Genomic DNA, 25,568 nt, shown 5'->3' on the forward strand with positions numbered 1-25,568 from the left:
AGTGTCAGCGAATTTTGACAAACCCAGCTTGGGAAATTAATTCCTGCCCCTGCTCAGTCAGTAGCAAGTTGGCATAAGCGACACCCGCTTGCTGCTCAATTTGGTTATTCTGTTTGACCACCACAAACAGATTTCGGGTAATTGGATACTTTCCAGATTGGAAAGCCTCTATGTTCAATTTATTTCGTTTACCAGGACACTCAGAAGGGAGGACAAGTGGTTCTTGGTAAGGAGTAATATACTGCCCTTGCGTTCGCCCCAAAGGCAAGGGTTTAATTGAACATTGGGGAACAACTTCTGGGGCAGAAGCGTAGTATATGCTACCAATACTACCAGCCACTTTTTGTAAGGCTTGGGTGGTTGTGGAAACAAACTCCACATTGGAGCTAAAAGCTTGACCACTCAAGATGTCTTGGACAAATAGTTCTACAGTCCCACCATCACTGATGCGACGCGAGTATGGCTTTATAGGGATATCAGGGCCACCCACTTGATTCCAATTCGTGATTTTGCCTGTGTAAATAGACCGTAATTGGTCTACTGTTAGTCCTGGAATATTAATATTAGGATTTACTGCTACTGCTAAGCCATCAATTGCTACAGCAATTTGTCGCAGAGCAAACCTGCGCTGCTTGGCACGATTTAACTCCTCGTCTAAGATTGGCCGGGATGATTGGGCAAATGCAAGTTGACCATCAATTAGCGCCTGAATGCCCGTACCAGAACCAGGAGTACCACTACTGGGTTCTACATAACGCAGACGAAATTCTGGTCGTGCTGCTTGAATTGCCGAATCGACTGTGAGTCGAATCGGTGCCCAAGAAGTACTACCTCCGTAGTTGAATAATCCTGTAGGGACACTTTGAATAGAGGCAAAGTTATTACCACTTGATTCTGGCTTAGTAACATTAGGACTAGTAGAGTTAATCGGTTGAGGCTTGGTAACTTGATTCAAGTTAAAGCTATTTTTTCTGGTAAACCACCAAAAGCCGCCACCAATTAGCCCAGTAGTTATTAATAAAGATAATATTAGAATTGGCGTTTCATTTTTTTGTGACATAGTAATTTACCCATTTTTAGTAGTTAGTCAGGACTTACGCACACTCTACGAATTCTTGGCGTTATTGGCGTCTACCGTGCGGGAAGCCTATGAGCGCGCCTATGGCGGTTCGATCAATTAAGCTTTTTGGCAACTTTTGCGTAAGTCCTATTAGTTATTGGTTGTTTCCAACAAAAAACAACAGCCACAACCAATTAGCAATTGTCCAGAGTTTGGTTTTGATTAACGAACACTCATGGAACACAGTGCAAGGCGATAATCTATCTGTGTTCATCGCCTTGCACTGTGTACCTTACGGAAGCCGCGCAAAGCGCGTCTACGATTAAAAACAAGATTATTGCCATAGTTTTAATTCACATTAGATGTTAATTGGAAAAAAATAGAGTTAATAATTTATAAATCAGACGGAATAAAGCTGTAACAGCGATCGCGACTAAACCCGCAGCCACAGATAAAATAATTACTTGCTTAATACTTAAACCAGCCCGCAACACAGGGAAAAAAAATATCACTCCCCATGTAGCTGCTGCTAAGACTAACATCTCGGTTCTTTCAATCCAGCGCTGCTTTTGCCCAAAAATTAATATTGCCAGTATTACAGCACCAGCAACAAAAGTAATATTTAGAGAACGAAGCACACCATACAAAGCGATTGCAATCAATCCGCCTTCAAAACCGCTGAATCCAGCCCCCATCAATAACTCTAAAGTAGACAATGGTGCAACACGTGACGTTGACGAAAATGGTGCTTGCTGTGCAGGTTGAGTAGGTGTAGGCTGTGGTTGCGACTTGATTGACGACGGTAATTGGGTGGGTTGGCGGGGATTGATTTGTGTTGGTATTACAGGCTGAACATTTAAGTTAAGAGCATCTAAAACTTCTTGTGCTGACTGAAAGCGTTGATTAGCAGCAGGTAAAAGCATTCTATCGAGAGTATTAGCCACTAAAGGACTGACAGAAACACGCTCTTGCCATTTCCACTGGTTACTATAAACATCAAATAGCTTGGTTACGTCCTTTTCACCCGTTAATAGCATTACAGCTGTCACAGCCAGTGCATATAAGTCTGTGGAGGGAAAGACTTGTCCACCAGACATTTGTTCGGGTGGTGCAAAACCCAGAGAAAAAATGCCAGTAGAAGAACCAACTCCTCCAGGGGGTGTGTTTGCTACCTGCTTAACAGCGCCAAAATCTAATAGGTAAAGCTTACCGTTACGATGGCGCATAATATTGGAGGGTTTAATATCTCGGTGAATGATGCCCTTGTTATGGACAAACCGCAAGATTTTGAGAATATCTTGCAGCATATCTAATACTTCTTGTTCAGAGAATTGACCTTTGTGATTTAGTTCTTCTTCTAGGTTCTGTCCATCAATATATTCTTGAACAAGATAAAAAAATTGCTCTTGTTGTCCTAGTTGAGAAAAGCTAGAAACTATAATAGGAAAATAAGCAAACAAGTCAGGTATTTGCTCGTGTTGAGTGCCTATTTCTTCCAAAACTATGGCTTCTCTCTCAAATAAATCTTGTGCTAACTTTAGTTGAGTTTCACTGAGATTACCTGCTGGTTGGAATTGCTTAACCACACACTGGCGCATTCCTGGAGTATAGCGATCGCAGGCTAAAAACGCTGCTCCAAAACCGCCTCGTCCCAGTAATTTCATCGGTAAGTATCGCCCAACCAGAATTAGAGGCATTCCACAAGCTGTACAGTATTTTTGCTGTACGGTTCTTAAGATGGAATGGTCATCTAAATCTGAAAAATAGTTGCGTGGGCGAGGACAACCGGGACGAGTGCAGTAAATTTCCATTTTTGTTAATAGTCATTAGTCATTGGGCACTAGCCATCGGTCATTAGCTTCTTCACAAATGACAAATGACAAAGCACAAATGACTAATGACAGATGACTAAATCTTAACTTTCATCTGAGGAGGATGTGTCTAATTCCAGTGTGGTATTGATAGCTAAGCTCCGATGATTTTGTGGAGATTTTAACACATCGATATTCCATCCAGGCGCAGCAAACTGGGGTAAAATTTCCCGGCTGAAAGCTTCTGCGGCCTTGGATCTATAGCGATTGGGATTAAAAATCAACCACAGTGTCCGCTTGACAACAACACCCTCAATGGGAGCGCAATGTAACACGTCCATTTGCAATTCTTTAGCAATGGCGGAAGTAGAAACAAAAGCCGCTCCCAAACCAGATTGCACAGCATTTTTAATTGCTTCAATCGAATTGAGTTCCATTTCTACTTTTAAACGCCGTGTATCAATATCATGACGTGCTAACACTTGATCTATGACTTTACGGATTGTTGATTGAGAATCAAGGGCAATGAATTGTAATTTATATAAGTCTTCTTTTTGGATGGTTTCCAGTTTGCTAAAAGGATGGAATACAGGTAAAATCAGTGCCAATTCATCCTCTGAGTAAGGAATAATTTCTAAAGATTCCGCCAATTCCGCGGGAATTTCACCACCGATTATTGCCAAATCAACTTGTCCGTTTACTACACTCCAAGCAGTGCGGCGGGTAGAGTGGACGTGTAATTGTACTGCCACATCAGGATATTTTTGTCGGAACAACCCAATCATCCGGGGCAAAAGATAAGTGCCGGTAGTTTGGGAAGCACCAACAATTAATGTACCGCCTTGGAGATTTTGTAAATCCTCAATAGCGCGACAGGTTTCCTGACACAGACTGAGGATTTTTTCTCCGTAATTCAGGAGTAAATGTCCTGCTTCGGTTAATTGAGCACGACGTCCTCCACGGTCAAATAAGGGAACATCTAATTGCCGTTCTAAGTTTTGCACTTGCAAACTTACGGCAGGTTGGGAAACATAGAGACTATCAGCGGCGCGCTTGAAGCTCCCTTCTTGTGCGATCGCTTTCAGAATCCGTAACTGATCTAGTGTGAATGGAAGGTCAGACATAAGGCTCAACCCACAGACAAGAAAGGAGCAGCATTAGCAAAAAACCAGCAATTCATAGTATTCTGGCTGGACATTAATTGTTGAATATTAAAATCGGAGAATTTATCCGAAAAAGACATTAACACAACATCTTGACTCAAGTCCCCCTTTGAATACTTTGTGGTATTGATTGTACTGAATTAAGTTTTCTTTAAATTACTTCACCTGTGTATATGATGCTGCCACCGTGGTTGACCCCCAGTCATTTTATAATGTTGGGATTACAATTTGGTTTTGCAATTGCTCATAGCGGCGGAGCCGCCTTGCGACCTTGGGCAGAAAAATATATTGGCCCACGAGTTTACCGGATTATCTTTGCCTTAGTCAGTTTACCTTTGGCTGTTACTTTGATTATTTACTTTTTTAACCATCGTTATGATGGTTTACAACTTTGGCAAGTCCAAAGTTTACCTTGGATAAAACCATTGGTTTGGGTACTGTCGGCAATTTCTTTTTTATTTTTGTATCCTGCTACTTTCAATCTACTAGAAATTGCTGCCATTCAAAAGCCCCAAGTCCACCTCTATGAAACAGGAATTATTCGCATTACTCGCCATCCCCAAATGGTCGGACAGATAATTTGGTGTATTGCTCATACTCTGTGGTTAGGTACAACTTTTACTCTAGTTACTTCTTTGGGTTTGATTTTACATCACGCCTTTGGGGTATGGCATGGCGATCGCCGTCTTGGTTGGCGTTATGGCGAGGCTTTTATGGCAGTAAAACAGCGCACTAGCATTATTCCCTTTGCAGCGATTTTAGATGGACGTCAATCTCTACGGTGGCAAGAATTCCTTCGTCCTGCTTATATTGGAGTTGCTATATTTGTGCTGCTATTGTGGTGGTCGCATCCACTTTTATTGGTGGCGACTAGTAAGGTACAATGGTAGTCTGGACTCAAACCCTATTTACAACAGCACAAGATAGACAACCGATGAGGATTTAGGCTCATCTGTTATTACCAAATCAATGTAGGATGAATGGAAATAGCTGTTCAGTGGAGGGGGTGGGTTAAATTAATTTGAGATTTTGTCCTTGTAGTTGCTGGTCAATAGTCATCAATTGGAAGTAAGTGATATCGAACAGAGCCAGTGCGTTAGAGGTTTTCCCTACGGACAGGTCGCAAAAGCGGGAAAACGCCCCTATGCTTACTCTTACCCTTACGGAAACGCCTTACTGTGTAAGAGAGGCAGAGGTTGGGTGCGGGGTCTACGCAGTTGCTACAACTGGGCAAACCCCCAAATTAGTGCTGCTCATGGTACACTACTATCCTCCCCAAACCCACTACTGTGGGAATCCCCAAGCAAAGCGTTGTAGCTTCTGGCCTACTAACTTTCCCTCCCCAACAGAGGCAGCCGTTGGAGTTCCAGACCCCTAAATGCCACTGTGAATGCTACATTAGCTTATTTGCCAGCAGCAAACTCACCAAAATCAAGGCTGGAAAGATTGCGTACCTTCTTTTATGCCTACCAGGGCATCTATCAGCAGTTACTGAGCTTACGCTACCCTTGTGCTGATAGCAAGTTAGATATAAAAACCCTATAGTATTAGAGGCATCATGGTGTTGTCGGTTAGTGAGCGGACATTTACTCAAGAAGTTTTAGAATCCCCTATTCCTGTTTTAGTAAATTTTGAAGCTCCTTGGTGTGGTTTGTGCCGCATCATACACCCATTACTGTTGCAATTCAAAGCTCAATGCAACGAGAAAATCAAATTGGTTGATATAAATGCCGACGACAATTTTAAGTTGTCTACCAGATATCGGCTCAAATCACTACCAACTTTACTGTTGATCGAAAACGGTATTGTCAGACGTCGTTTGGAAGGTTTTCGCGGCCGTGAAGATTTGCTGCAAGCATTGGAAGAAATCAAACTCAGCTATGACAAGTCTTCCCATCCGTACAACACCCCCACAGCAGCGGATTTAGGATGCCGTTCAGCATAATAGTCAAGGGTCAATTGTCATTGAATTTCAACAAAGAATAATTGACAAATGACCAATGACCAACGACAAAATCTAAAACCATATTTAAAATACCCCACCTAATCAGTATCAGGTGGGGTATTTTATCCTCAAGGGTGTGTGTCACAATTATTAACAGATCCGACAAATTAGTCAACTAAAGGTTGAAGTTATGTAGACGCCCATTAGGGCGGCTTTTTGCAGGGTAAGTTGAAGTATGAAAAGATGTTTGGTTGCTTGTTTATGTAGAGACTTGTACTGTTCCCAAAAGACCAGACTTAGCCATAACATAAGGCGTGAAAGTTCCTCTTTATTGGCACTCTCAACAGCCATTTGCAACTAGTGCATTCTTTCATCCTTTGTCCTTTCTCATGAAGAATTCTATAAGTAGGCGTCAGTGATGGAAGTAATCTATCAATATGCCTGGCTAATTCCGGTACTGCCCCTTATCGGGGCAACGCTGGTAGGGCTGGGATTAATCTCTTTAAATCAGGTGACGAACCGCCTACGACAGTTCAATGCCGCGTTGATTATTTCCTTGATGGGAGCGGCTATGGGGCTGTCGTTTGCCATATTGTGGAGCCAACTGCAAGGACACGCACCTTACACCCGCACCCTAGAATGGGCAGCGGCTGGCAATTTTCACTTGAGTATGGGCTACACCATTGACCACTTGACAGCTTTAATGCTGGTGATTGTGACGACGGTAGCCTTCCTGGTCATGGTTTACACTGATGGCTACATGGCTCATGATCCTGGCTATGTCAGGTTTTATGCCTATCTCAGCTTATTTGGCTCGTCAATGTTGGGTCTGGTAGTCAGCCCGAACTTGGTGCAGATTTATATCTTCTGGGAGCTGGTAGGGATGTGTTCCTACTTGCTGGTCGGCTTCTGGTACGATCGCAAATCCGCAGCAGACGCAGCCCAAAAAGCCTTTGTCACTAACCGCGTGGGTGACTTTGGTTTGTTATTGGGGATTCTAGGACTATTCTGGGCAACAGGCAGCTTTGATTTTCAAATCATGGGCGATCGCCTTGCTGAACTCGTCCACACGGGTTCTCTCAGCAATATACTGGCAGCCCTATTTGCGATTTTAGTCTTCCTGGGTCCCGTAGCCAAATCTGCCCAGTTTCCCCTCCATGTCTGGCTACCAGATGCGATGGAAGGCCCCACGCCCATTTCTGCCTTAATCCATGCAGCAACCATGGTGGCAGCAGGCGTTTTCCTCATTGCCCGGATGTACCCCGTATTTGAACACGTCCCGGCGGCAATGAACACAATTGCCTACACTGGGGCATTCACTGCCTTTTTAGGGGCAACCATTGCCATTACCCAAAACGACATCAAAAAGGGCTTGGCTTACTCCACCATTTCCCAACTCGGTTACATGGTGATGGCTATGGGAGTAGGCGCTTACAGCGCTGGACTATTCCACCTGATGACCCACGCCTACTTTAAGGCGATGCTGTTTTTAGGTTCTGGTTCGGTAATTCACGGCATGGAAGCAGTTGTAGGTCACGACCCCGACTTGGCGCAGGATATGCGCTTAATGGGTGGACTGCGGAAATATATGCCAATTACAGCCATTACCTTCTTTATTGGTTGTGTAGCAATTGCTGGTATCCCGCCCTTTGCTGGTTTCTGGTCAAAAGACGAAATCCTCAGTGCGGCGTTTGCCTCTAACCCACTGCTGTGGGGCGTTGGCTGGCTAACCGCTGGAATTACCGCCTTTTATATGTTCCGCATGTATTTCACCACCTTTGAAGGTAACTTCCGGGGCAACAAAACCCAGTTGTGGAAAAAACTCAAGTCTCCGATTGGCATGGCCATTGTTACGGGCTTTGAAAGAACTCCAGCTTTTGGCCCTGGTGCAATGACCAAAGGAGAACTAGAAGCCCACACTGGACACCACAACGACCACGATCATGGTCATGGTCATAGTGAGTATCCCCACGAGTCACCCTGGACAATGACCCTACCTTTGGTGTTATTGGCAGTTCCTTCAATGCTAATTGGTTTGGTGGGGACACCCTTTGCTAACTACTTTGAGGAGTTTATTTACTCTCCCAATGAAACCCTCGAAGAAGTTTTGGTAAAAGCTGCTGAATTTAACCCGCAGGAATTTTATGTCATGGCGGGTGGTTCGGTGGGAATTTCCCTCATTGGTATTACTATTGCTTCCTTGATGTATTTGTGGGGTAAAATCAACCCGGTGGCGATCGCTGCCAAAATTAAGCCACTTTATGAGCTATCCCTCAACAAGTGGTACTTTGATGACATTTACCACCAAGTGTTTGTCCTCGGCTTGCGTCGCCTAGCTAGACAAGTCATGGAAGTTGACTTCCGGGTTGTTGATGGTGCTGTTAACCTCACAGGCTTTTTCACCCTGGTTAGTGGTGAAGGTTTGAAATACCTAGAAAACGGTCGTGCCCAATTCTACGCTTTGATTGTTTTCGCTGCCGTATTGGGTTTAGTGATTTTCTTTGGTGTCACTTAATACAGTGGTCAGTTATAAGTTATCAGTTATCGGTTTCTAGTGTTGAGTTTTGATAACTGTTTACTCGTAACCGATAACAAATTCACCAACAAGTTTGTGTAACTTAGATGAAGGCAGGGCAATCAGTTCACCTGCCTTCATATTTTTTGACTTTTGTTAAATCAACCTAACAAATAACAACCAGATCACGAAAAAACTGCTAGTTAATAGCTAGTAGCAGATAGCCGAACCTTGAGAGCGACTTCAATGAATACAGCTAATTTTCCCTGGCTGACTACAATTATCCTGTTACCGATAGCAGCATCGCTGCTCATTCCCGTCTTGCCAGATAAAGACGGCAAAACGGTACGTTGGTATGCCCTCATCGTTGGGCTGATAGATTTTGCACTAATTGTTACTGCTTTTTACCTTGGGTATGACTTCTCTAATCCCAATTTGCAATTGTTTGAGAGTTATCCTTGGGTTCCACAACTGGATTTGAATTGGTCAGTAGGGGCGGATGGTTTGTCTATGCCCCTAATTATTTTGACTGGATTCATTACTACACTGGCGATTTTGGCAGCTTGGCCTGTAACACTGAAGCCGAAGTTGTTTTACTTTTTAATGTTGGCGATGTACGGCGGACAAATTGCTGTGTTCGCCGTTCAGGATATGCTGTTGTTTTTCCTGGTGTGGGAACTGGAATTGATTCCGGTTTACTTGCTGCTGGCAATTTGGGGAGGTAAAAAACGCCAATACGCAGCGACCAAATTTATTTTGTACACTGCGGGTGGTTCACTGTTTATTTTGATAGCTGCCCTAGCAATGGCATTTTACGGCGATACAGTCACCTTTGATATGCGATCGCTCGCGGCGAAAAACTTCGCTTTGAACTTACAACTATGGCTGTATGCTGCTTTCTTGATTGCTTACGCCGTCAAGTTACCCATCTTCCCACTACATACCTGGCTACCAGATGCCCATGGTGAAGCTACAGCCCCTGTGCATATGTTGCTAGCTGGTATTCTGCTGAAAATGGGTGGTTACGCTTTAATTCGTATGAATGCCCAGATGCTCCCTGATGCCCATGCTTATTTCGCGCCTGTATTGGTCATTTTGGGGGTAGTTAACATCATCTACGCTGCTTTGACATCTTTTGCCCAGCGTAACCTCAAGCGGAAAATTGCCTACTCTTCGATTTCCCACATGGGCTTTGTCACCATTGGTATTGCTTCCTTCACAGATTTGGGTTTGAATGGGGCGATGCTGCAAATGGTTTCCCACGGGTTGATTGGGGCGAGTTTATTCTTTTTAGTGGGAGCAACTTACGACCGCACACACACTCTAATGTTGGATGAGATGGGCGGTGTCGGTAAGAAAATGGGTAAGATTTTCGCTATGTGGACGACTTGTTCCTTGGCGTCTTTGGCATTACCGGGAATGAGTGGTTTTGTGGCAGAATTGATGGTCTTTGTGGGTTTTGCCACTAGCGACGCCTATAGTTCCACTTTCAAAATAATCGTGGTCTTCTTGATGGCAATTGGTGTGATTTTAACGCCGATTTATCTGCTGTCCATGCTGCGGGAAATTTTCTATGGTGAAGAAAACAAGGAATTAGTTTCTCATCAAAAACTTATCGATGCCGAACCCCGCGAAATCTTTATTATTGCTTGCTTGTTAGTACCAATTGTTGGCATTGGTTTATATCCCAAAATTTTGACTCAGGTTTACGATGCTACAACAGTACAGCTCACAGAAAGATTGCGTGATGCAGTACCTTCATTAGCACAGCAAAATACGCCGGAAGTATCGTTAAGTGCGCCGGAGATTGAATGAGGTAAAACAAATAAAGTTTATACCTTTAGTGATGATTTAGGGGCGGGTTCTATGCCTGCCCTTTTTTGTGTGCTAGTTCAGGAATAAAAACTATTTGGAAAATAATTTTAAACGCAAAGGCTCGCAAAGGTAAGCGCAGAGGAACGGAGAGTTTAAGGATGAACGTGCAGAAAACTTTCGTGCTTTATTTTCTGTTGGTGATAGTGCGATCACTACTCATATCAAATCATCTAGAATCTTTCTCTACAATCTATAGTAGAATCTTAATTCTGCAAATCTCCCATGTTAGAGTACAACCCCCTAAACTGCTTACCCTCTTCTGAGGAATTGCCCGATTCTGACGACACACCTGTGGATAACGAACTACAAGATTTAATTCCTAGCTTATTAAAAGCAATACTGGCTTTGCTGTGGTCAGATCGTTGGGATTGGTTCTTTGGGGTTGATATGGGTATTTATTATGACCCGAATCAACCTGCTATTGTCCCTGATGGGTTTCTCAGCTTGGGAGTTCAGCGCTTCATTGATGAAGATTTGCGTTTAAGTTATGTGCTGTGGGAAGAGAAAAAACTACCCATTTTAGTGTTGGAAGTTGTTTCTCACAAGTATCGGGGCGAGTACACTACTAAAAAAGAACTCTACGCAGAATTTGAGATTTTATACTACGTGGTATACAATCCCCGTCGTCGTAAGAAACCACCTCTAGAGGTGTATCGCTTAGAGAATGGTGAATATATTTTGCAGCCAGGAAACCCAGTTTGGCTAAGCGAAATTGGTTTAGGAATTGGCAGAGAACGGGGAACTTATCAAGGTATTACACGGGAGTGGTTGTACTGGTATGATGAGCAAGGCCAAAGATTGCTCACACCAGAAGAACATATTCAAGAAGCAGAACAACGCCGCCTAGAAGCAGAACAACGAGCGCAAATGCTGGCGGAACGGCTAAAAGCATTGGGTATAGATCCAGAAAGTTTAACTTAAGCTTTGCTAAGACTCTTGGTTGCAGAAGCTTTTCTGTTTATTTATATCTACCTAAATTATTTTGTTCCTTTTTGGTCTTGCGATTTTAATAATTTTATAGTAAAAGATCAAATCACAAGTTTACAGAAACACCCTCTTGTCTACATAACTTACACCTAAGGGCGATCCCCGTATCTTAAACAAACTTATGAATAGTTGATAAAAAAGCATAGAATACAGCATCATATCAAGCAAACTGAATTTAATTATAAAAAAATGTAATCAAAAATTGTGCTGGCAAGTATTTAAGTTCTAAAATTGGAACCATTTTTGTAGTTCAGCTATCTAGGAATAGGATTCATCACCAGTAGACAAACCCAAATCGAAATAATTATTTATCACCAGTAATGGTTTGCCAGCTTTCAAAACAAATCATACAAACTAATTATGAACTAAATGTTTGATGAGCGCTTATACAGTCTTTACCTGTTTTTGATCCCCATTTCGATAAAATGACTTGGCAGAACCTTATAACTGAAAACCGCTTTTGACAGCGACGCCCATGAATAAACTTAACAATGGTTTTACTCTATTTCTGAGTCTGCTAGTCGAGGCGATGCCTTTTTTGCTGTTGGGAGTATTATTCTCCAGCTTGCTGCTATTTTTTGTCGATGAGCGCAAATTGGTAGACAAAATGCCTAAAAATCCCCTACTAGGGGCTTTAGTCGGTAGTATGGTAGGGTTTTTGTTTCCTGTCTGTGAGTGTGGTAACGTGCCAGTAGCACGGCGCTTATTGATGCAGGGAGTGCCCACATCAGTAGCCATCGGCTTTTTGCTTGCAGCACCAACAATTAATCCGATTGTGATTTGGGCAACTTGGACAGCATTTCGCGATCAGCCAGAAATAGTAGTATTACGAGTAGTGTTTTCCCTATCAATTGCAACTATTATTGGCTTCGTCTTTAGTTTTCAAAAAGACCTGACTCCCATAGTTCAACCGGCGCTTGCTCGTTACTTGAAATTTAACCCACCCCCCACTGCACAAACAAAACGCCGTGCGAAACTTTCCCCAGCACAGCAGCAAGCAAGTGTACCGACTTTATTACAGTCTGGAACGTTTTTGTTAGGAGCAGGGCAAATTACACGGTTGGAAACTGCTGCGGAAGCCACATCTGCAAATTCTCCTCAGAGTAAACCCTTAGGAGCGAAACTCCGATTAGTGTTAGAAAATACCGTGCAAGAACTGCGAGAATTGGGAGCAGTACTGGTAATTGGTAGTGCGATCGCAGCTGCGATTCAAGTTCTCGCACCTCGCGAATTAATTCTTAGTTTGGGTTCCGGCCCCATTAGTTCAATTACTGCCATGTTAGTATTGGCGGCTGTAGTCTCAATTTGTTCTACTGTTGATTCTTTTTTTGCTCTGTCTTTTGCCTCTGTTTTTACAAGTGGTTCTTTATTGGCATTTTTGGTATTTGGACCAATGGTTGATCTTAAAGGTGTGGGATTGATGTTAACAATATTTCAACCCAGAGCTATTTTTTACCTGTTTGGTTTAGCAGCACTATTAACTTTTTTGTTCACTTTGATACTAAATTTACACTTTATTTAAAAAACTTGCCTAAAGATCAATTGTGAATGAATAAACTCTTGGCTCTAGAGTAATGACAAGAATCGCGAATTCCAAATCTAAACTTAAAAATTTGTTACTTTCGTGGCTTGATATCCTAGCAATTACTGCTTGGGGTATTTTGCTATTAAAATACTGGCTCACTAACAAACTGAATTTGTTAATTCATCCTAATTATTTTGGATTAGTAGTTACAGCCGCATTCGGCTTACTAATTATCAGTTTTTTCAAAATTAAAGAAACTTGGCAGCGACGTCGCTATGAAGTAACTGCTAACTTTCAACACATCAATTTATTTCCTCCTGGATGGGGTAGCACTTTGCTGTTAGTGGCAGCGGTGTTGGGATTTATCATTACACCACAAGTATTTGCCAGTGATAAAGCATTGCAACGAGATTTCAGTGAATTATTAGGTTCTACACGCGTCAAACCGCAAGCGTTCCGTGCCTCTGTTGCTCCTGAGCAGCGATCGCTCGTAGACTGGGTACGTATGCTCAACGTCTATCCAGAACCCGATAGATATCAAGGTAATAAAGTCAAGGTACAGGGATTTGTCATCCATCCACCAGATTTAGGAAAAGAATATCTCTTTTTGGCGCGATTTGTTCTGACTTGCTGCGCCGCTGATGCTTATCCTGTAGGATTACCAGTCAAACTAAAAGAAACCCGCGATCAGTATCCACCTGATACCTGGCTAGAAGTAGAGGGAGAAATGACCACAGAAAAAATCGCAGACAAACGTCAACTTACCATTGCTGCCAGTTCCCTGAAAAAAATTCCCCAACCAAAAAATCCCTATAGTTATTAGTTGTTAGTTATTAGTTGTTTGTAATCACAACCAACAACCAAAAATCAACAATCAACAAATTACAAATGACTACTAAAAAATCTTTTTTGCAACCCTTAGATCGCGTTGCGATCGCATTAATGTTACTGCTGATTTTGGTAATTGGGCTAATCATATCCCAAGGTGATGTAGTCAGAGTTCGTGTCCGCGAATTCACTTGGAAGCACTTACAAAGTGAAGAAAAAGATATATCTGTGACTAATTTCACCACCCAAAACCAAAAAATTGGCTCAGAGTACAAAGCCTTTGTCCTTACTTTTAGTCGTCCTATGGATACGAAAAGCGTAGAGGAAAATTTGAAAATAGAGCCTCCCTTAGCAGGTACATTCAGTTGGGCGGGGCGACGCATGGGTTATAGCTTCATCACACCAGCACCCTATGGGACAACTTATAAAGTGAGCTTAGAAGGGGCAAAAGACAAATTTGCTACCCAAGAAAAAACTAATAAAACCATACAACCATTTCAAACAACATTTAGCACACGCGATCGCGTGATTCTTTATATCGGGGCTAGCAATGAAGATCAAGGAAGGTTAGTTCTTTACAACTTAACCCAAGAACAAAAAAAGATACTTACCCCCAAGGATTTAATCGTTACCGACTTTAAGCCATTTCCAGATGGGCAGAAAATATTATTCTCGGCTCGCCCCGCCGATAGTCAAGATTTACTATCAGCGCAGTTGTACACAGTCACAACTGGCTTTAGTACGCCCCATCAAACCAAAACAGAACCAGCAGCTAAAGTAGACTTGCTTTTAGACAATAAAGAATATCAAAACTTGAAATTTGATGTATCGCCTGATGGGCAAACGATTGTTGTTCAGAGGGGGAAAAAAGACAATCCTGGTGACTTTGGGTTGTGGTTCATGCCAGTTACCAGTGATGGTTCTGATAAAAAACCGACTCCTCAACGCTTGCAAAGTCAACCCGGGGGAGACTTTATGATTACACCGGACAGTAAAGCTGTAGCCATCGCCCAAGGTCAGGGAACAGCTATCTTACCTCTACAAAAAGATGGCACTAAGCCCTTAGATTTTTTCCCACAATTTGGCTTGGTACAAGCCTTTTCCGGGGATGGTTCTCAAGCGGCAATGGTTAAGTTTAATACGGATTATACACGGGATTTGTTTTTAGTCACTAACCAGGGGGTTCAGAAAAAACTGTTATCCACCACAGGTTCTATAGTTAATTGTCAATTTGATGCTGCCTCCCCCACACTCTATTGTTTGCTAACACAGCTACTGCCTGGAGAGTATTATCAAGAACAACCATATTTAATTGCAATTGATATCAAAACGGGGGAACAGAAACCATTATTTGTGCTACGTCCCGACCAAAGAAACGTCCAGATGAGTTTATCTCCTGATGGCTTAGGTTTATTATTTGACCAGATTCAGACCCAAACCAACCCAACCACAACACCAAACGCACCTTTTTTGACAACTGATGATGGAGAGACAATTGCCACTAGCAACCTGTGGTTAATGCCATTATTACCAATAGCCGACGCTCAGGCCAGCGCAGACCTTAAACCAGAACAACTCCCTTTAACAGGGTTTTATCCTCGTTGGTTGCCATGATGAGGAGATGGTGAAGTAGAGGGGGTGGAGGAGTGTCAGGGGTGTGAGGAGAAAAATTTTTTCTCGTTGATGTTTGGCAATCTTCCTATTCTTGGGTAGCGAAAAGTTATAACAAAATAATCATAAATGACTTTCCTTGGGGAGGTGACAAACTTGCCTTATGGAGTAGATTTTTGATAAGACAGCATTTATATGTAATACTACCGCAGTCACCAATCAATAAGTTTAAGCTGGTGGGTGAAAAGTCATGAATGAAGCAGACACCCCAAATAACGGGGCTTTTATTGAACCCGTAGATCCTGCTAATGCGTCGCAACCGCAACAAGCAAGTTGTCCTTTTTATTCTGTTTTGCCTGTTGAAAACAGAACAATTTCGCAATTGCCGTTGTTTGCACCAGCAGAAGATAAGCAGTGTCAGGAAAATGCATCTTGTCAAGACTCAATGACCAAAACGAATCAACAAATAGAGGTAATTAGTAATTCTCAATGCGTATTAGAGTTAAATCAGCAGCAGCTAGAGGAGTTAGAGCCTGAACTAGATTGGGTTGCGGAGCCTGAAAAAGAAAAGGAACTACAGATTGATTCTGAATTTAAACAACTTTTGGCATTAAATGAAGAATTGCGTTCTGCCAACAATAATTTATATGAACAAGTAGAAGGTTTAACAACTGCTCTGTCTGAGTCAGAAGCAGCTTTGCAATGGCAGAAAAAGCGTTCTGCTGTCGCAGAGGCTATGCTTAACCAACAAACTCAAGAACTCACTGCTGCTCAAGAACAAATACAATCCCTATTTCAACAATTGGAAACTGCACTCCAAACAGTTCAAAATCAAGAAACTGCCATAGAGAACTATAAAGCACAGCTAGAAATTACCCAACAACGTCTTGCTCTGCTGGAACGAGAATGTACCTTAATTCAAACTAAATATAATGAACAATCCCACCAGCTATTACAATCAGAAAATTCTTGTCGAGAATTGCGTACTCGATTAATGCGGCAACAACGCCAGACATTACAATTCAAAGCAGCTCTAGAAAAATGTCTAGAAACACCACCAGTTCATAGTTATGATTCTATAAATAATCATGCTGATGCCAACGATGTAAGTGACAGACAAGTTAGAAATTATCGACGGACTCATTCTTTAGTTACCAACCAACAACCAATTCAACCTTGGTCAGCAGAACTAGATTCTCCTTGTGAGGATATAAGTAGTTTCTGGCTAGAATCTTCTTCATCAACCTCAAATACTTGGGATAACTCCAGTTCTGATCAATTATCGACTGCTGACACTCCATCTCCAGAAAGTATATTGACATCAGAGCAATCAACTACCAAGCCAGAAATTGATGATGCAACTGAACCAAAGGTAGTTTCATCTTCTGATTCCTTAAGTTTGGACGAGCAAGTAGAAAACTTAATTCAGCTATTTTTTGCAGCCCAAAATACATCTGCATCACTAACCTCTGTTGAAAAAAATGTAGAAGATATGGAAGATGCAAAAAGTGATGATGAACTTGTCACACCCATTTGGGAAACAGTTGCTACACCCGTTGAAGATAAAAAAGAACCAATAATTGTCATTTCACCGAGTGCTGATACAGATTCTGAAGAAAATGAGGATTTCTGGTTAGACGTGTCACCATTACGCCCGTCATTGTCACAGTCTACTGAGACTTCTAAATCGCCCTCACCACTGCTTTATCCAGAACGACCACCTAAAGGGCGAAAGTCTCTAGCATCTGTAGAATTGCCAAATTTTCGCCCTAATACTCAATGAATAAGGCTGAAGGATGAAGGATGAAAATAAGAAGAATTTAGATTTTATAGTTCATACTACCCTTCGGGAAGCCGCCCAAAGGGCGTCTACACACTTGATAACTATGGACTCTTGACAATTGACTCTTGACTATGGACTCTTGACTCTTGAGTCTGAACTTTTTTCATTTCTGGTTTTCCTTTACCTGTAGTCAAGGCATAGCTGATTGCTAATAGATGCAACCACAATGCTGGAGAGCGATTTTCCAACCACTGACTATTGCGGTGTAGAAAATGCGGTAGCCATCCACTGAGTAAAGCACTAATGAGGCTATGACGAATAAAGTCAAAATAGTTCCCTAACCAACGCAATAAATCTTTAGCACCAGCTAGTTCCCAAATCCACATTAGCAATGCTGGGTTCTTCTTGGCTGCTTTTAGTGCTAAGCGATTAAAAGTAAGCAAGTTGAATCTATCTTTGATAAAATCTTCTGCTACTTCGAGGGGTTCATCCGCCAACAAACCAAAGAAGTTATTCAGCATAGTGTTTATGCGTTCTGGTGGTAAGAATTTACCAGTAGGAACCATCATGCCTTTGGAAAACATCCAAGTCACAGCAATATTATTTTGAAAGGCACGAATTCGGTTCAAGTGTTGGCAAGAAAGTAAGTCGTGTTTGAGGGCAATATCTAAGAGAGTAGTGAGACGTTCTAGGTTCCGAACCAAGGAACCGAATCCTGTGAAAACTAAGGGTGACTGAAGGGATGCAGCATCACCAATGGCTATTAATCGATCAAATGCTACTGTGCGATCGCTACTCCCCACACTAAAGTGACCCGGTATATACCCAAAGGTCGGCTTTTTCCAGACTAGTTTGTCCATGTCGCAGCGCCGATACTCTGGCAGTATTGTGAAAAAGTCCTCATACATTTCCAGCAAGGAACCGGGATTTTGAGAATTGACTTCGTGGTAATGAAATAAATAAATTGTTAATTCTTCGTCTGCACCGGGAAATAATTCCCAAATTAATTGTCTTCCGCGCGAAATATCGCCGTGACTATTTAGCACATCCCCATATTGAGAATCCCAGACTCCTGGTTCAAATCCCCGTTCTATTACTGCTCCTACTGTTGGACAAACACTGTCAAAAGCACGACCACCATTTAACTGCCAAGCGATTGGTGATGCTGTTCCCATCGCATCTACTAGCACTCGTCCGCTTGCTTGCTTGTCTATTTGATTACTTAAATCTTTAACTGTAATAACAACTCCTGATGTGTAAATATCAGCTTTAATAAACTCTGATTCATCCCAGATTTCCCCACCTGCCAACCGCAGCTTTTGTCCACATAGTTGGAGCAATTTCTCGGAATCTAGCCCCAAATTTAGGACTGTGGGAGTGTGTAAAATGGGCGCTTTTAGTTGCTTGGGAATATAAGCATCAAAAAATTTATTAAATCCGTCTTTATACTCTCGGGCAATAATAGATTCAACTTCGCTGGGTGTGAGCAAACCTAAATTAATCAAGCTTTGAATTTCATCACGAGAAATATTCCATTCTCGGTTCATGCGCCCAAAAGGCAAGCGTTCCACTAACAGCACTTTGTAGCCTAATTTTGCCATCACAGCCGCATGAATCACACCAAGCGCACCGCCAATGTAGATTAAATCGTAGGTGGGGTGGTGGGGTGGTGGGGTGGTGGGGAGACTATTTTCTCTTATCCCCTTATTGCCCCTAATCCCCACTCCCTTAGGAAAGTGGGGGCCCCGAGTTCCCCATCTCCCCATCTCCCAATCTCCTTTATGGGAGAAAACTACCTGACGCGGTTTCTTTGGATTCCGCACTCCTTGACGCCAGCGTTGCTCCCACCAGTACACCCGCTGGAGGTCATATTCGCCGTTGGGCATTTTTTGAAAATATTTGACGGTGAGGGGATAATAGGGAGCTAATGCTTCAAAAATCGATTCCTGGGATAAATCAATTGTTGGTGGTTCTGGATATTGATGGGGAAAGCGGCTTCTAATCGCAGTTGTAAGCCTTTTAAGAATTTGTTTTTCCTGGGGAAAAGCTTGCTCTGACCAGCGAAAAACTTTCAAGTAAGTAGTCCGTTGTACCGACCAAACAAAGATAGAGAGTTCAACTGGTAAGTTTTCCGGAATATTTCTGTTATCATCTGTATTTTCAATCATTCTCAGGCGAAAACCATCCGGTGTCAGCATTTTTTTCCCATTTCCTGGTTCAAACTCAGTTTGTAACCATTTACAGACTGCTGTTGTGTCCGGAGAGGGGATTTCTATGTAAAGTATCTCTTTCATTCGTTTTTCAAATCTCCAACTAATAATATGCACTAAGACAGATTCAAAACTAGGGTTATTTACGGTAAAATCCGCCCTATCTTGTTGAATAAAAATTCAATAAAGAAATTTTAAAAGTTTGTCAAAGTTTTTGTTCATTCTCTGTTTCATTAAACTTACGTCATGAATTATCCCATTCCAGATAACCCTCAAGAAATCATTGCCCTAAGGCAAAAGCCAGTTGATGAAGAAATCGTTGCTGCTGCGATCGCAGGTGTAATTAAAGTTGTCCGCGCTCAAGGTCAATCCCTAGAAGAATTAACAGCGCAATTGCTAGCTGAAGACACTCTACTAGATAAACAGCAGCGACGTTGGCTGAGTCAAGTAGTTGCCCAAGCCTGGGAAAGTTTCTCTTAGATTTTGTTGGTAGTTTTTGGTTGGTAGTTGTTCGGAATAATCAACAAACAACAAACAATAAGCAACAAACAAAAAAAATTCATTGCCAATCATTTTGTGTGGTGTGGGAGTATAAATTATGTAGTGTGAGATTGGCAACTGGCATGTCAAAAGTGATAGGCAAATTAAAAGTAAGAAATAAACTGGTGAGTAACAAGTTACTAACTTTCAAGGTGATATCTTGATTTAAGTTTTGGCGCGGACAAATTGAGGATTACGCTTCAATAATTCCTTAAACAGTGAAATGATCCGCAATTGCAGCTAAATAGTTAGTTATAAAAAGCATCAGGTGACTAGAAGTACCAGAACTAGGTGCAACAGATCCGATGAAAAATTAACGTAGACGCGCCTTCTTCGGCTTCCGTAAGGTACACGGATGCAAACGCGCTTTGCGCGGCTTCGGTGGAGAGTACACTGATGAACACTGATGGATTATGGGTTTGCTGTTAAGTTAGTCCCTGATCGCTATTTTCAAGCCAATTACAGTAATAGGTCAATTACCTATTACCTACGACTGCCGCTTCTGCTTGGGAGTGTAACAATAAGCCATATTCTAATCCTTCTACTACTGCTTGATAGGAAGCTTCCAAAATATTTGTAGAAACTCCTACCGTTGTCCAGCGTTGATGACCACTTCCCGACTCTACCATGACGCGTGTTTTGGCTGCTGTACCTGTATGTCCGTTGAGAATTCGTACTTTGTAGTCTGTCAACTCAAAAGCTGCTATGTGGGGATAAAAATTCACTAAAGCCTTACGTAATGCTGCATCCAAAGCCGCAACAGGGCCGTTTCCTTCTGCTGCTTCCAAAATATCTTTACCATTGACGGCAACTTTGACTGTGGCTAAGGCGCTAGTATTGGCTTCTCCCTGTCCCAAGTCACAATGAACCTGGAAACCCCTGATTTCAAAAAATTGTTGGCGACTTCCTAAAGCTTGGCGCATCAACAATTCAAAACTTGCTTCTGCTGCTTCAAATTGATATCCATCACTCTCCAAATCTTTCAAGCGTTCGAGAATTTTTCGGGTTGTGGGGTCATGTTTATCTAATTCAATCCCAAATGAACGGGCTTTTGCTAGAACATTACTGACTCCTGATTGTTCGGAAATGACGATTCGACGACGGTTGCCAATTTGTTCTGGTTGAATGTGTTCGTAAGTCAGGGGATTACGTTCTACTGCTGATACATGAATCCCGCCTTTGTGAGCAAATGCTGACCTACCTACAAATGGTGCATGTTCATCTGGAGCAAGATTAACTACTTCGCTGACAAAGCGACTGGTGTCCGTCAATTGCGAGAGTTGGTTCTCTTCTATACATTTAAATCCTAGCTTGAGTTGTAAATTAGGAATTAACGAACAAAGATTGGCATTACCACAACGTTCGCCGTAACCATTGATTGTGCCTTGTACCATCCTGACGCCCGTCATGACGGCAGCGAGAGCATTGGCAACTGCTGTATCTGAATCGTTATGAGTGTGAATGCCTAATTTAGTGTCGCTGGGAATAACTTTGACTATTTCAGTAATAATTTGCGTAATTTCATGGGGTAACGTGCCGCCATTAGTATCACAAAACACTAACCATTCAGCACCAGCAGCGATCGCAGTCTCTAATGTTTGTAAAGCATAATCCCGATTGTGCTTATAGCCATCAAACCAATGTTCAGCATCGTAGATAACGCGACGCCCTTGAGTGCGTAAGTACTCAATCGTATCGCGGATCATCGCCAAATTTTCAGGCAAAGTGGTCTTGAGTCCTTCAGTCACATGCAAATCCCAAGACTTACCAAAAATAGTCACCCAACGGGTTCCAGCAGCAAGAATAGCTTGTAGTATTGGCTCAGAGGCCACATTTGTATTTGGGCGTCGAGTTGAACAAAAAGCCACAACTTCAGCTTGTTTGAGGGGTTCTTCCTGCAACTGCCAGAAAAACTGCACATCTTTGGGATTAGCTCCAGGCCAACCACCTTCAATGAAGGGAATACCCAGTTGATCCAGCCTTTTGGCAATGCGTAACTTATCTTCTATGGAAACAGATAACCCTTCGCGCTGAGTACCATCTCGAAGTGTAGTGTCATATATCCAAAGTTGAGGTGAACAGTTAACAGTCATAAGATGAGCAATGAGTCAGAACTATAGAGAATAAAAAAGATCTGTCAGGATATAAAATTGTAATGGGAGTCAAGAGTTTATACGCTTAGTTCTCCTTGGAGTTCATAACAACTACATTTCAAGGTGGTTTGTGACAACACTACACTGATGAAAATCTGCTGATAAATAGTGAATTTATACCATTTTCAAATTCTAGAAAATATAGATATTAATAGGGTCTGCATTGCCAGCATTAACACCGCTGCATTATTTTTCAAGACCATAATAATATGACAAGATTAAATGATTTATGAACTAATCCTCAAGGATGTTCTTGTGATTGTTTCATAACTTAAATCCAATTATGAAATAGTTTTTATACCAAAAATAAATTGTTACAATACAACCTAAAACTTGTGTAGTGATCTGCAATGCCCAAGGTGTTAGCTCAAGATAAAACAAGTGAGTGTATGCGTAGAGCAAATCGGCAGAAAATTTTGCTGCAAAATGGTATTGACCTCTACAATAGCGGTGCTAAGGTAATAAACTGTCGCTTAATCGGCAGCTGTTCTGTGCAATTGCAAGCAGAAGGTAAAGCTTCAAAGGCTAATTGGCGTGAAGGGCAGCTCTCACTACCTCCTCATTCTCCGAGAAAAAATCTGGGTTTCGGCTTGTCAAACTCAGCTTATGGGAGATGTAAAAGTCACCAATTTTGATGGATTTTGGGGAGAAGGTTCTCAAGTAGTCTGGACACCAAAAGGTTAAAAAGGAGAAAAAACATGGGTAGATGGACACCACTCATTTTGATGGCTGGAGGTTTGGCTATTTTACTAGGTACGTTGCTGGGGATTAGCTTTCCGATGGGCCGACAAAATACTGCTCAAGCCCCAGGAGGCAAAACATCAAAAGTTCTCCCTGCCAATATTAATGTCAATAGCACTGCGGCTGGCACAAATAACACCAGAGCCAACAGAACTAATGTTGCCCAGAATAACGCTGCTGATGACACTTTGACTGAAACCATGACTGACACAACAACAACTGCTCAGGATACAGGCACCACAGACGATACTCAATCAAGTGATACTAATCAGGATAACGAACCAATTCGAGCTTTGTGGTAGTGCTTGCCTATCAGCGGTTAACAGTTATGAGTTACTTAATTATGAGTTAGGAGTTATATAGTCGATTGTCAATTGTCAATTGTTGATAGTCATTACTCTTGACTATGAACTCTTGACTAAGGACTCTTGACTAAGGACTCTTGACTATGAATTTTGGACTCTTGACTAATGACTAACGATGTTTTAATTATCGGTGGCGGTGTCATCGGTTTGGCGATCGCTGTTGAACTGAAACTGCGTGGTGCGAAAGTTATTGTAACTAGTCGTGATTTCCACGCCGCCGCTACACATGCTGCTGCTGGGATGTTGGCTCCGGATGCGGAAAACATCTCAAATCAAGCAATGCAAGATTTGTGTTGGCGATCGCGTTCTATTTATGCTGACTGGACACACAAATTAGAACAACTCACTGGCTGCAACACTGGTTACTGGCCTTGTGGAATTTTAGCGCCAGTCTTTTCTGAAGAAGAGAGGGAAATAGGGAGAAATATTTCTCCCCACAAGCCCATCACTCCATCCTCTTCTACTACCTACTGGTTAGACAAAGAAACTATTCACCAATATCAACCAAGTTTAGGACAAGAGGTAACTGGCGGTTGGTGGTACCCTGAAGACGCCCAAGTAGACAATCGAGCTTTAGCAAAAGCGCTACTGAGTGCGGCGCAATCATTGGGCGTAGAACTAAAAGAAGGAATCGCAGTAGAAGGCATTTTGCAGCAGCAAAGGCAAGTTGTAGGTGTACAAACCAATGCTGGAATTTTACGCGCCGAACACTATGTTTTAGCCACAGGTGCTTGGACAAATCAATTGTTTCCCTTACCCGTACGTCCCGCCAAAGGACAAATGTTGAGCGTGCGTGTACCAGAAGCGATCGCAGAATTGCCCTTAACACGAGTTTTATTTGGGCAGGATGTTTACATTGTGCCAAAACGCAATCGGCGAATTATCATTGGCGCTACAATCGAAGATGTCGGCTTTACTCCGCAAAACACCCCAGCAGGCATTCAAACTTTACTACAAGCAGCCATCCGTCTATATCCTCAAATCCAAGATTATCCCATAGAAGAATTATGGTGGGGATTCCGTCCTGCTACCCCCGATGAGTTACCAATTCTGGGGAATAGTCCCTGTCAAAATCTCACCTTGGCTACTGGACACTACCGTAATGGGATTCTGCTTGCACCCGTAACAGCAGCACTAATTGCTGATTTGATTTGGGAGCAAAAATCTGACCCCCTCCTGTCGCATTTTCATTACTCGCGCTTCCAGAACAAATCATCTACCTCCTCTGTTATGCTGACTCATCCTCTCCCCGCTTTTCCAGATCAGGGGCAAGTCAATTCCCTTACCCTTAAAAGTGAAGTATTTCCGGAAAAAAGCTTTGCACCCACTCCAGACACACCACTTGTGATTGCTGGCAAAACTTTTACCTCCCGCTTGATGACGGGAACTGGTAAATATCGCAGCATCGAGGAAATGCAGCAAAGTGTGGTGGAGAGTGGTTGTCAAATTGTGACTGTGGCTGTGCGACGAGTACAAACTAAAACCCCCGGACACGAAGGTTTAGCCGAAGCGCTAGACTGGACAAAAATTTGGATGCTACCGAATACTGCTGGCTGTCAAACCGCCGAAGAAGCGATTCGGGTTGCCCGTTTGGGAAGGGAAATGGCAAAACTCTTGGGACAGGAAGATAATAATTTTGTTAAGTTAGAAGTAATTCCTGATCCGAAATATTTACTTCCAGATCCGATTGGCACTCTCCAAGCAGCAGAACAATTGGTCAAAGAAGGCTTTGCTGTTTTACCCTATATTAATGCTGATCCGATGCTAGCTAAGCGTTTGGAAGAAGTAGGCTGTGCCACAGTCATGCCTTTAGCTTCACCGATTGGCTCTGGCCAGGGTTTGAAAACAACTGCTAACATTCAAATTATCATCGAAAATGCCAATGTACCTGTAGTAGTAGATGCTGGCATTGGTTCACCATCCGAAGCAGCACAGGCGATGGAAATGGGTGCTGATGCTTTGTTGATTAACAGCGCGATCGCTTTAGCAAAAAACCCACCCCTGATGGCACGTGCCATGAATATGGCTGCTGTTGCTGGTCGCATAGCCTATCTGGCTGGTAGAATGCCCATTAAAGACTATGCCAGCGCCTCTTCACCAGTGACTGGAACAATTACAAGTTAGATGCTTGTTGGTTGTTAATGGTTGTTTGCAACAATCAACTATCAACACTATGTCATTTGTAACGAATTATCTCTAATTACAAAAGTAGTCTATTGCATTTATGTAACATGAAATCAAAAAGCAGAGTAAGGAATTAGTCCATGCCCTACACGACAGAAGAAGGCGGTCGCCTCAATAATTTTGCCCGTGAACCCAAAGTTTATCAAGCAGAACCTCCGACAGCCCAGCAAAAGCGCAATTATGTGATTTTGGGAGTTGTGGCAATAATTTTGGTCAGTGGTTTGATTTTTGTCGCCTTCTCTGTTTCTAATGTCAGTTAATCAAAATTACTT

General features: G+C 42.4%; 19 protein-coding genes and 1 pseudogene. 15 read left to right on the plus strand and 5 right to left on the minus strand.

Annotated features, from left to right (window positions below; genetic code table 11):
- Positions 1-4: 4 nt before the first annotated feature.
- The 3 genes from NIES592_RS04110 to NIES592_RS04120 all read right to left on the minus strand — a co-directional run bounded on the left by NIES592_RS04110 (position 5) and on the right by NIES592_RS04120 (position 3,995).
- Positions 5-1,060 carry a PstS family phosphate ABC transporter substrate-binding protein gene (locus NIES592_RS04110; RefSeq protein WP_062242638.1) on the minus strand — a complete coding sequence of 352 codons (1,056 nt, stop codon included), beginning with the start codon at positions 1,058-1,060 and terminating at the stop codon, positions 5-7.
- Between the two features lie 365 nt (positions 1,061-1,425).
- Entirely contained in the window at positions 1,426-2,871 is a 1,446-nt protein-coding gene (locus NIES592_RS04115; protein ID WP_073555007.1) for a serine/threonine-protein kinase, read from the minus strand.
- A 104-nt stretch (positions 2,872-2,975) separates the two neighbouring features.
- Positions 2,976-3,995 (minus strand): LysR family transcriptional regulator, encoded by a 1,020-nt coding sequence (locus NIES592_RS04120; protein ID WP_062242646.1) that lies wholly within the window; start codon positions 3,993-3,995, stop codon positions 2,976-2,978.
- 212 nt (positions 3,996-4,207) lie between these two features.
- Here NIES592_RS04120 and NIES592_RS04125 point away from each other — a divergent pair, with 212 nt between their 5' ends.
- The 10 genes from NIES592_RS04125 to NIES592_RS04175 all read left to right on the plus strand — a co-directional run bounded on the left by NIES592_RS04125 (position 4,208) and on the right by NIES592_RS04175 (position 17,103).
- Positions 4,208-4,924 (plus strand): NnrU family protein, encoded by a 717-nt coding sequence (locus tag NIES592_RS04125; protein WP_178379471.1) that lies wholly within the window; start codon positions 4,208-4,210, stop codon positions 4,922-4,924.
- A 254-nt stretch (positions 4,925-5,178) separates the two neighbouring features.
- Positions 5,179-5,412: a hypothetical protein gene (locus tag NIES592_RS04130; protein WP_073555009.1), complete on the plus strand. Its 234-nt coding sequence runs from the start codon at positions 5,179-5,181 to the stop codon at positions 5,410-5,412.
- 180 nt (positions 5,413-5,592) lie between these two features.
- Positions 5,593-5,979 carry a thioredoxin family protein gene (locus NIES592_RS04135; protein WP_073555010.1) on the plus strand — a complete coding sequence of 129 codons (387 nt, stop codon included), beginning with the start codon at positions 5,593-5,595 and terminating at the stop codon, positions 5,977-5,979.
- Between the two features lie 418 nt (positions 5,980-6,397).
- Positions 6,398-8,494, plus strand: coding sequence for an NAD(P)H-quinone oxidoreductase subunit 5 (locus NIES592_RS04145; RefSeq protein ID WP_073555011.1), 2,097 nt, complete (start codon positions 6,398-6,400; stop codon positions 8,492-8,494).
- 246 nt (positions 8,495-8,740) lie between these two features.
- Positions 8,741-10,309, plus strand: a complete 1,569-nt coding sequence (gene ndhD1 / locus NIES592_RS04150) for a photosynthetic/respiratory NAD(P)H-quinone oxidoreductase subunit D1 (RefSeq protein ID WP_073555012.1) — start codon at positions 8,741-8,743, stop codon at positions 10,307-10,309.
- Positions 10,310-10,591: 282 nt separating this feature from the next.
- Entirely contained in the window at positions 10,592-11,290 is a 699-nt protein-coding gene (locus NIES592_RS04155; RefSeq protein ID WP_073555013.1) for a Uma2 family endonuclease, read from the plus strand.
- Between the two features lie 541 nt (positions 11,291-11,831).
- Positions 11,832-12,878: a permease gene (locus tag NIES592_RS04160; RefSeq protein ID WP_062242666.1), complete on the plus strand. Its 1,047-nt coding sequence runs from the start codon at positions 11,832-11,834 to the stop codon at positions 12,876-12,878.
- Positions 12,879-12,930: 52 nt separating this feature from the next.
- Positions 12,931-13,704 (plus strand): TIGR03943 family putative permease subunit, encoded by a 774-nt coding sequence (locus NIES592_RS04165; RefSeq protein WP_073555014.1) that lies wholly within the window; start codon positions 12,931-12,933, stop codon positions 13,702-13,704.
- A gap of 65 nt (positions 13,705-13,769) precedes the next feature.
- Positions 13,770-15,323 carry a TolB family protein gene (locus NIES592_RS04170; protein ID WP_073555309.1) on the plus strand — a complete coding sequence of 518 codons (1,554 nt, stop codon included), beginning with the start codon at positions 13,770-13,772 and terminating at the stop codon, positions 15,321-15,323.
- 247 nt (positions 15,324-15,570) lie between these two features.
- A complete protein-coding gene (locus tag NIES592_RS04175) occupies positions 15,571-17,103 on the plus strand; it encodes a hypothetical protein (protein ID WP_073555015.1) in 1,533 nt (510 codons plus the stop codon).
- A gap of 101 nt (positions 17,104-17,204) precedes the next feature.
- Here NIES592_RS04175 and NIES592_RS04180 read toward each other — a convergent pair whose 3' ends face one another.
- Positions 17,205-19,397: an NAD(P)/FAD-dependent oxidoreductase gene (locus NIES592_RS04180; RefSeq protein ID WP_073555016.1), complete on the minus strand. Its 2,193-nt coding sequence runs from the start codon at positions 19,395-19,397 to the stop codon at positions 17,205-17,207.
- 162 nt (positions 19,398-19,559) lie between these two features.
- Here NIES592_RS04180 and NIES592_RS04185 point away from each other — a divergent pair, with 162 nt between their 5' ends.
- Positions 19,560-19,793, plus strand: coding sequence for a hypothetical protein (locus NIES592_RS04185; protein WP_009455806.1), 234 nt, complete (start codon positions 19,560-19,562; stop codon positions 19,791-19,793).
- A gap of 536 nt (positions 19,794-20,329) precedes the next feature.
- Here NIES592_RS04185 and cimA read toward each other — a convergent pair.
- Positions 20,330-21,946 (minus strand): citramalate synthase, encoded by a 1,617-nt coding sequence (cimA, locus tag NIES592_RS04190; RefSeq protein WP_062242678.1) that lies wholly within the window; start codon positions 21,944-21,946, stop codon positions 20,330-20,332.
- Positions 21,947-22,356: 410 nt separating this feature from the next.
- Between cimA and NIES592_RS04195 the strand changes: the two are divergent.
- The 4 genes and pseudogenes from NIES592_RS04195 (at position 22,357) to psb34 (ending at position 25,556) form a co-directional block, all read left to right on the plus strand.
- Positions 22,357-22,690: pseudogene (locus NIES592_RS04195) on the plus strand (hypothetical protein).
- A 14-nt stretch (positions 22,691-22,704) separates the two neighbouring features.
- The gene (locus NIES592_RS04200; protein ID WP_062242680.1) at positions 22,705-23,049 is read left to right on the plus strand and encodes a hypothetical protein; all 345 of its coding nucleotides are present in this window, start codon (positions 22,705-22,707) and stop codon (positions 23,047-23,049) included.
- 168 nt (positions 23,050-23,217) lie between these two features.
- On the plus strand, positions 23,218-25,236 hold the full coding sequence (thiO, locus tag NIES592_RS04205) for a glycine oxidase ThiO (RefSeq protein WP_073555017.1): 2,019 nt from the start codon (positions 23,218-23,220) through the stop codon (positions 25,234-25,236).
- A gap of 140 nt (positions 25,237-25,376) precedes the next feature.
- Positions 25,377-25,556, plus strand: a complete 180-nt coding sequence (psb34, locus tag NIES592_RS04210) for a photosystem II assembly protein Psb34 (protein WP_009455811.1) — start codon at positions 25,377-25,379, stop codon at positions 25,554-25,556.
- Positions 25,557-25,568 lie beyond the last annotated feature (12 nt).

Source organism: Fischerella major NIES-592, from assembly GCF_001904645.1.
Classification (GTDB): domain Bacteria; phylum Cyanobacteriota; class Cyanobacteriia; order Cyanobacteriales; family Nostocaceae; genus Fischerella; species Fischerella thermalis.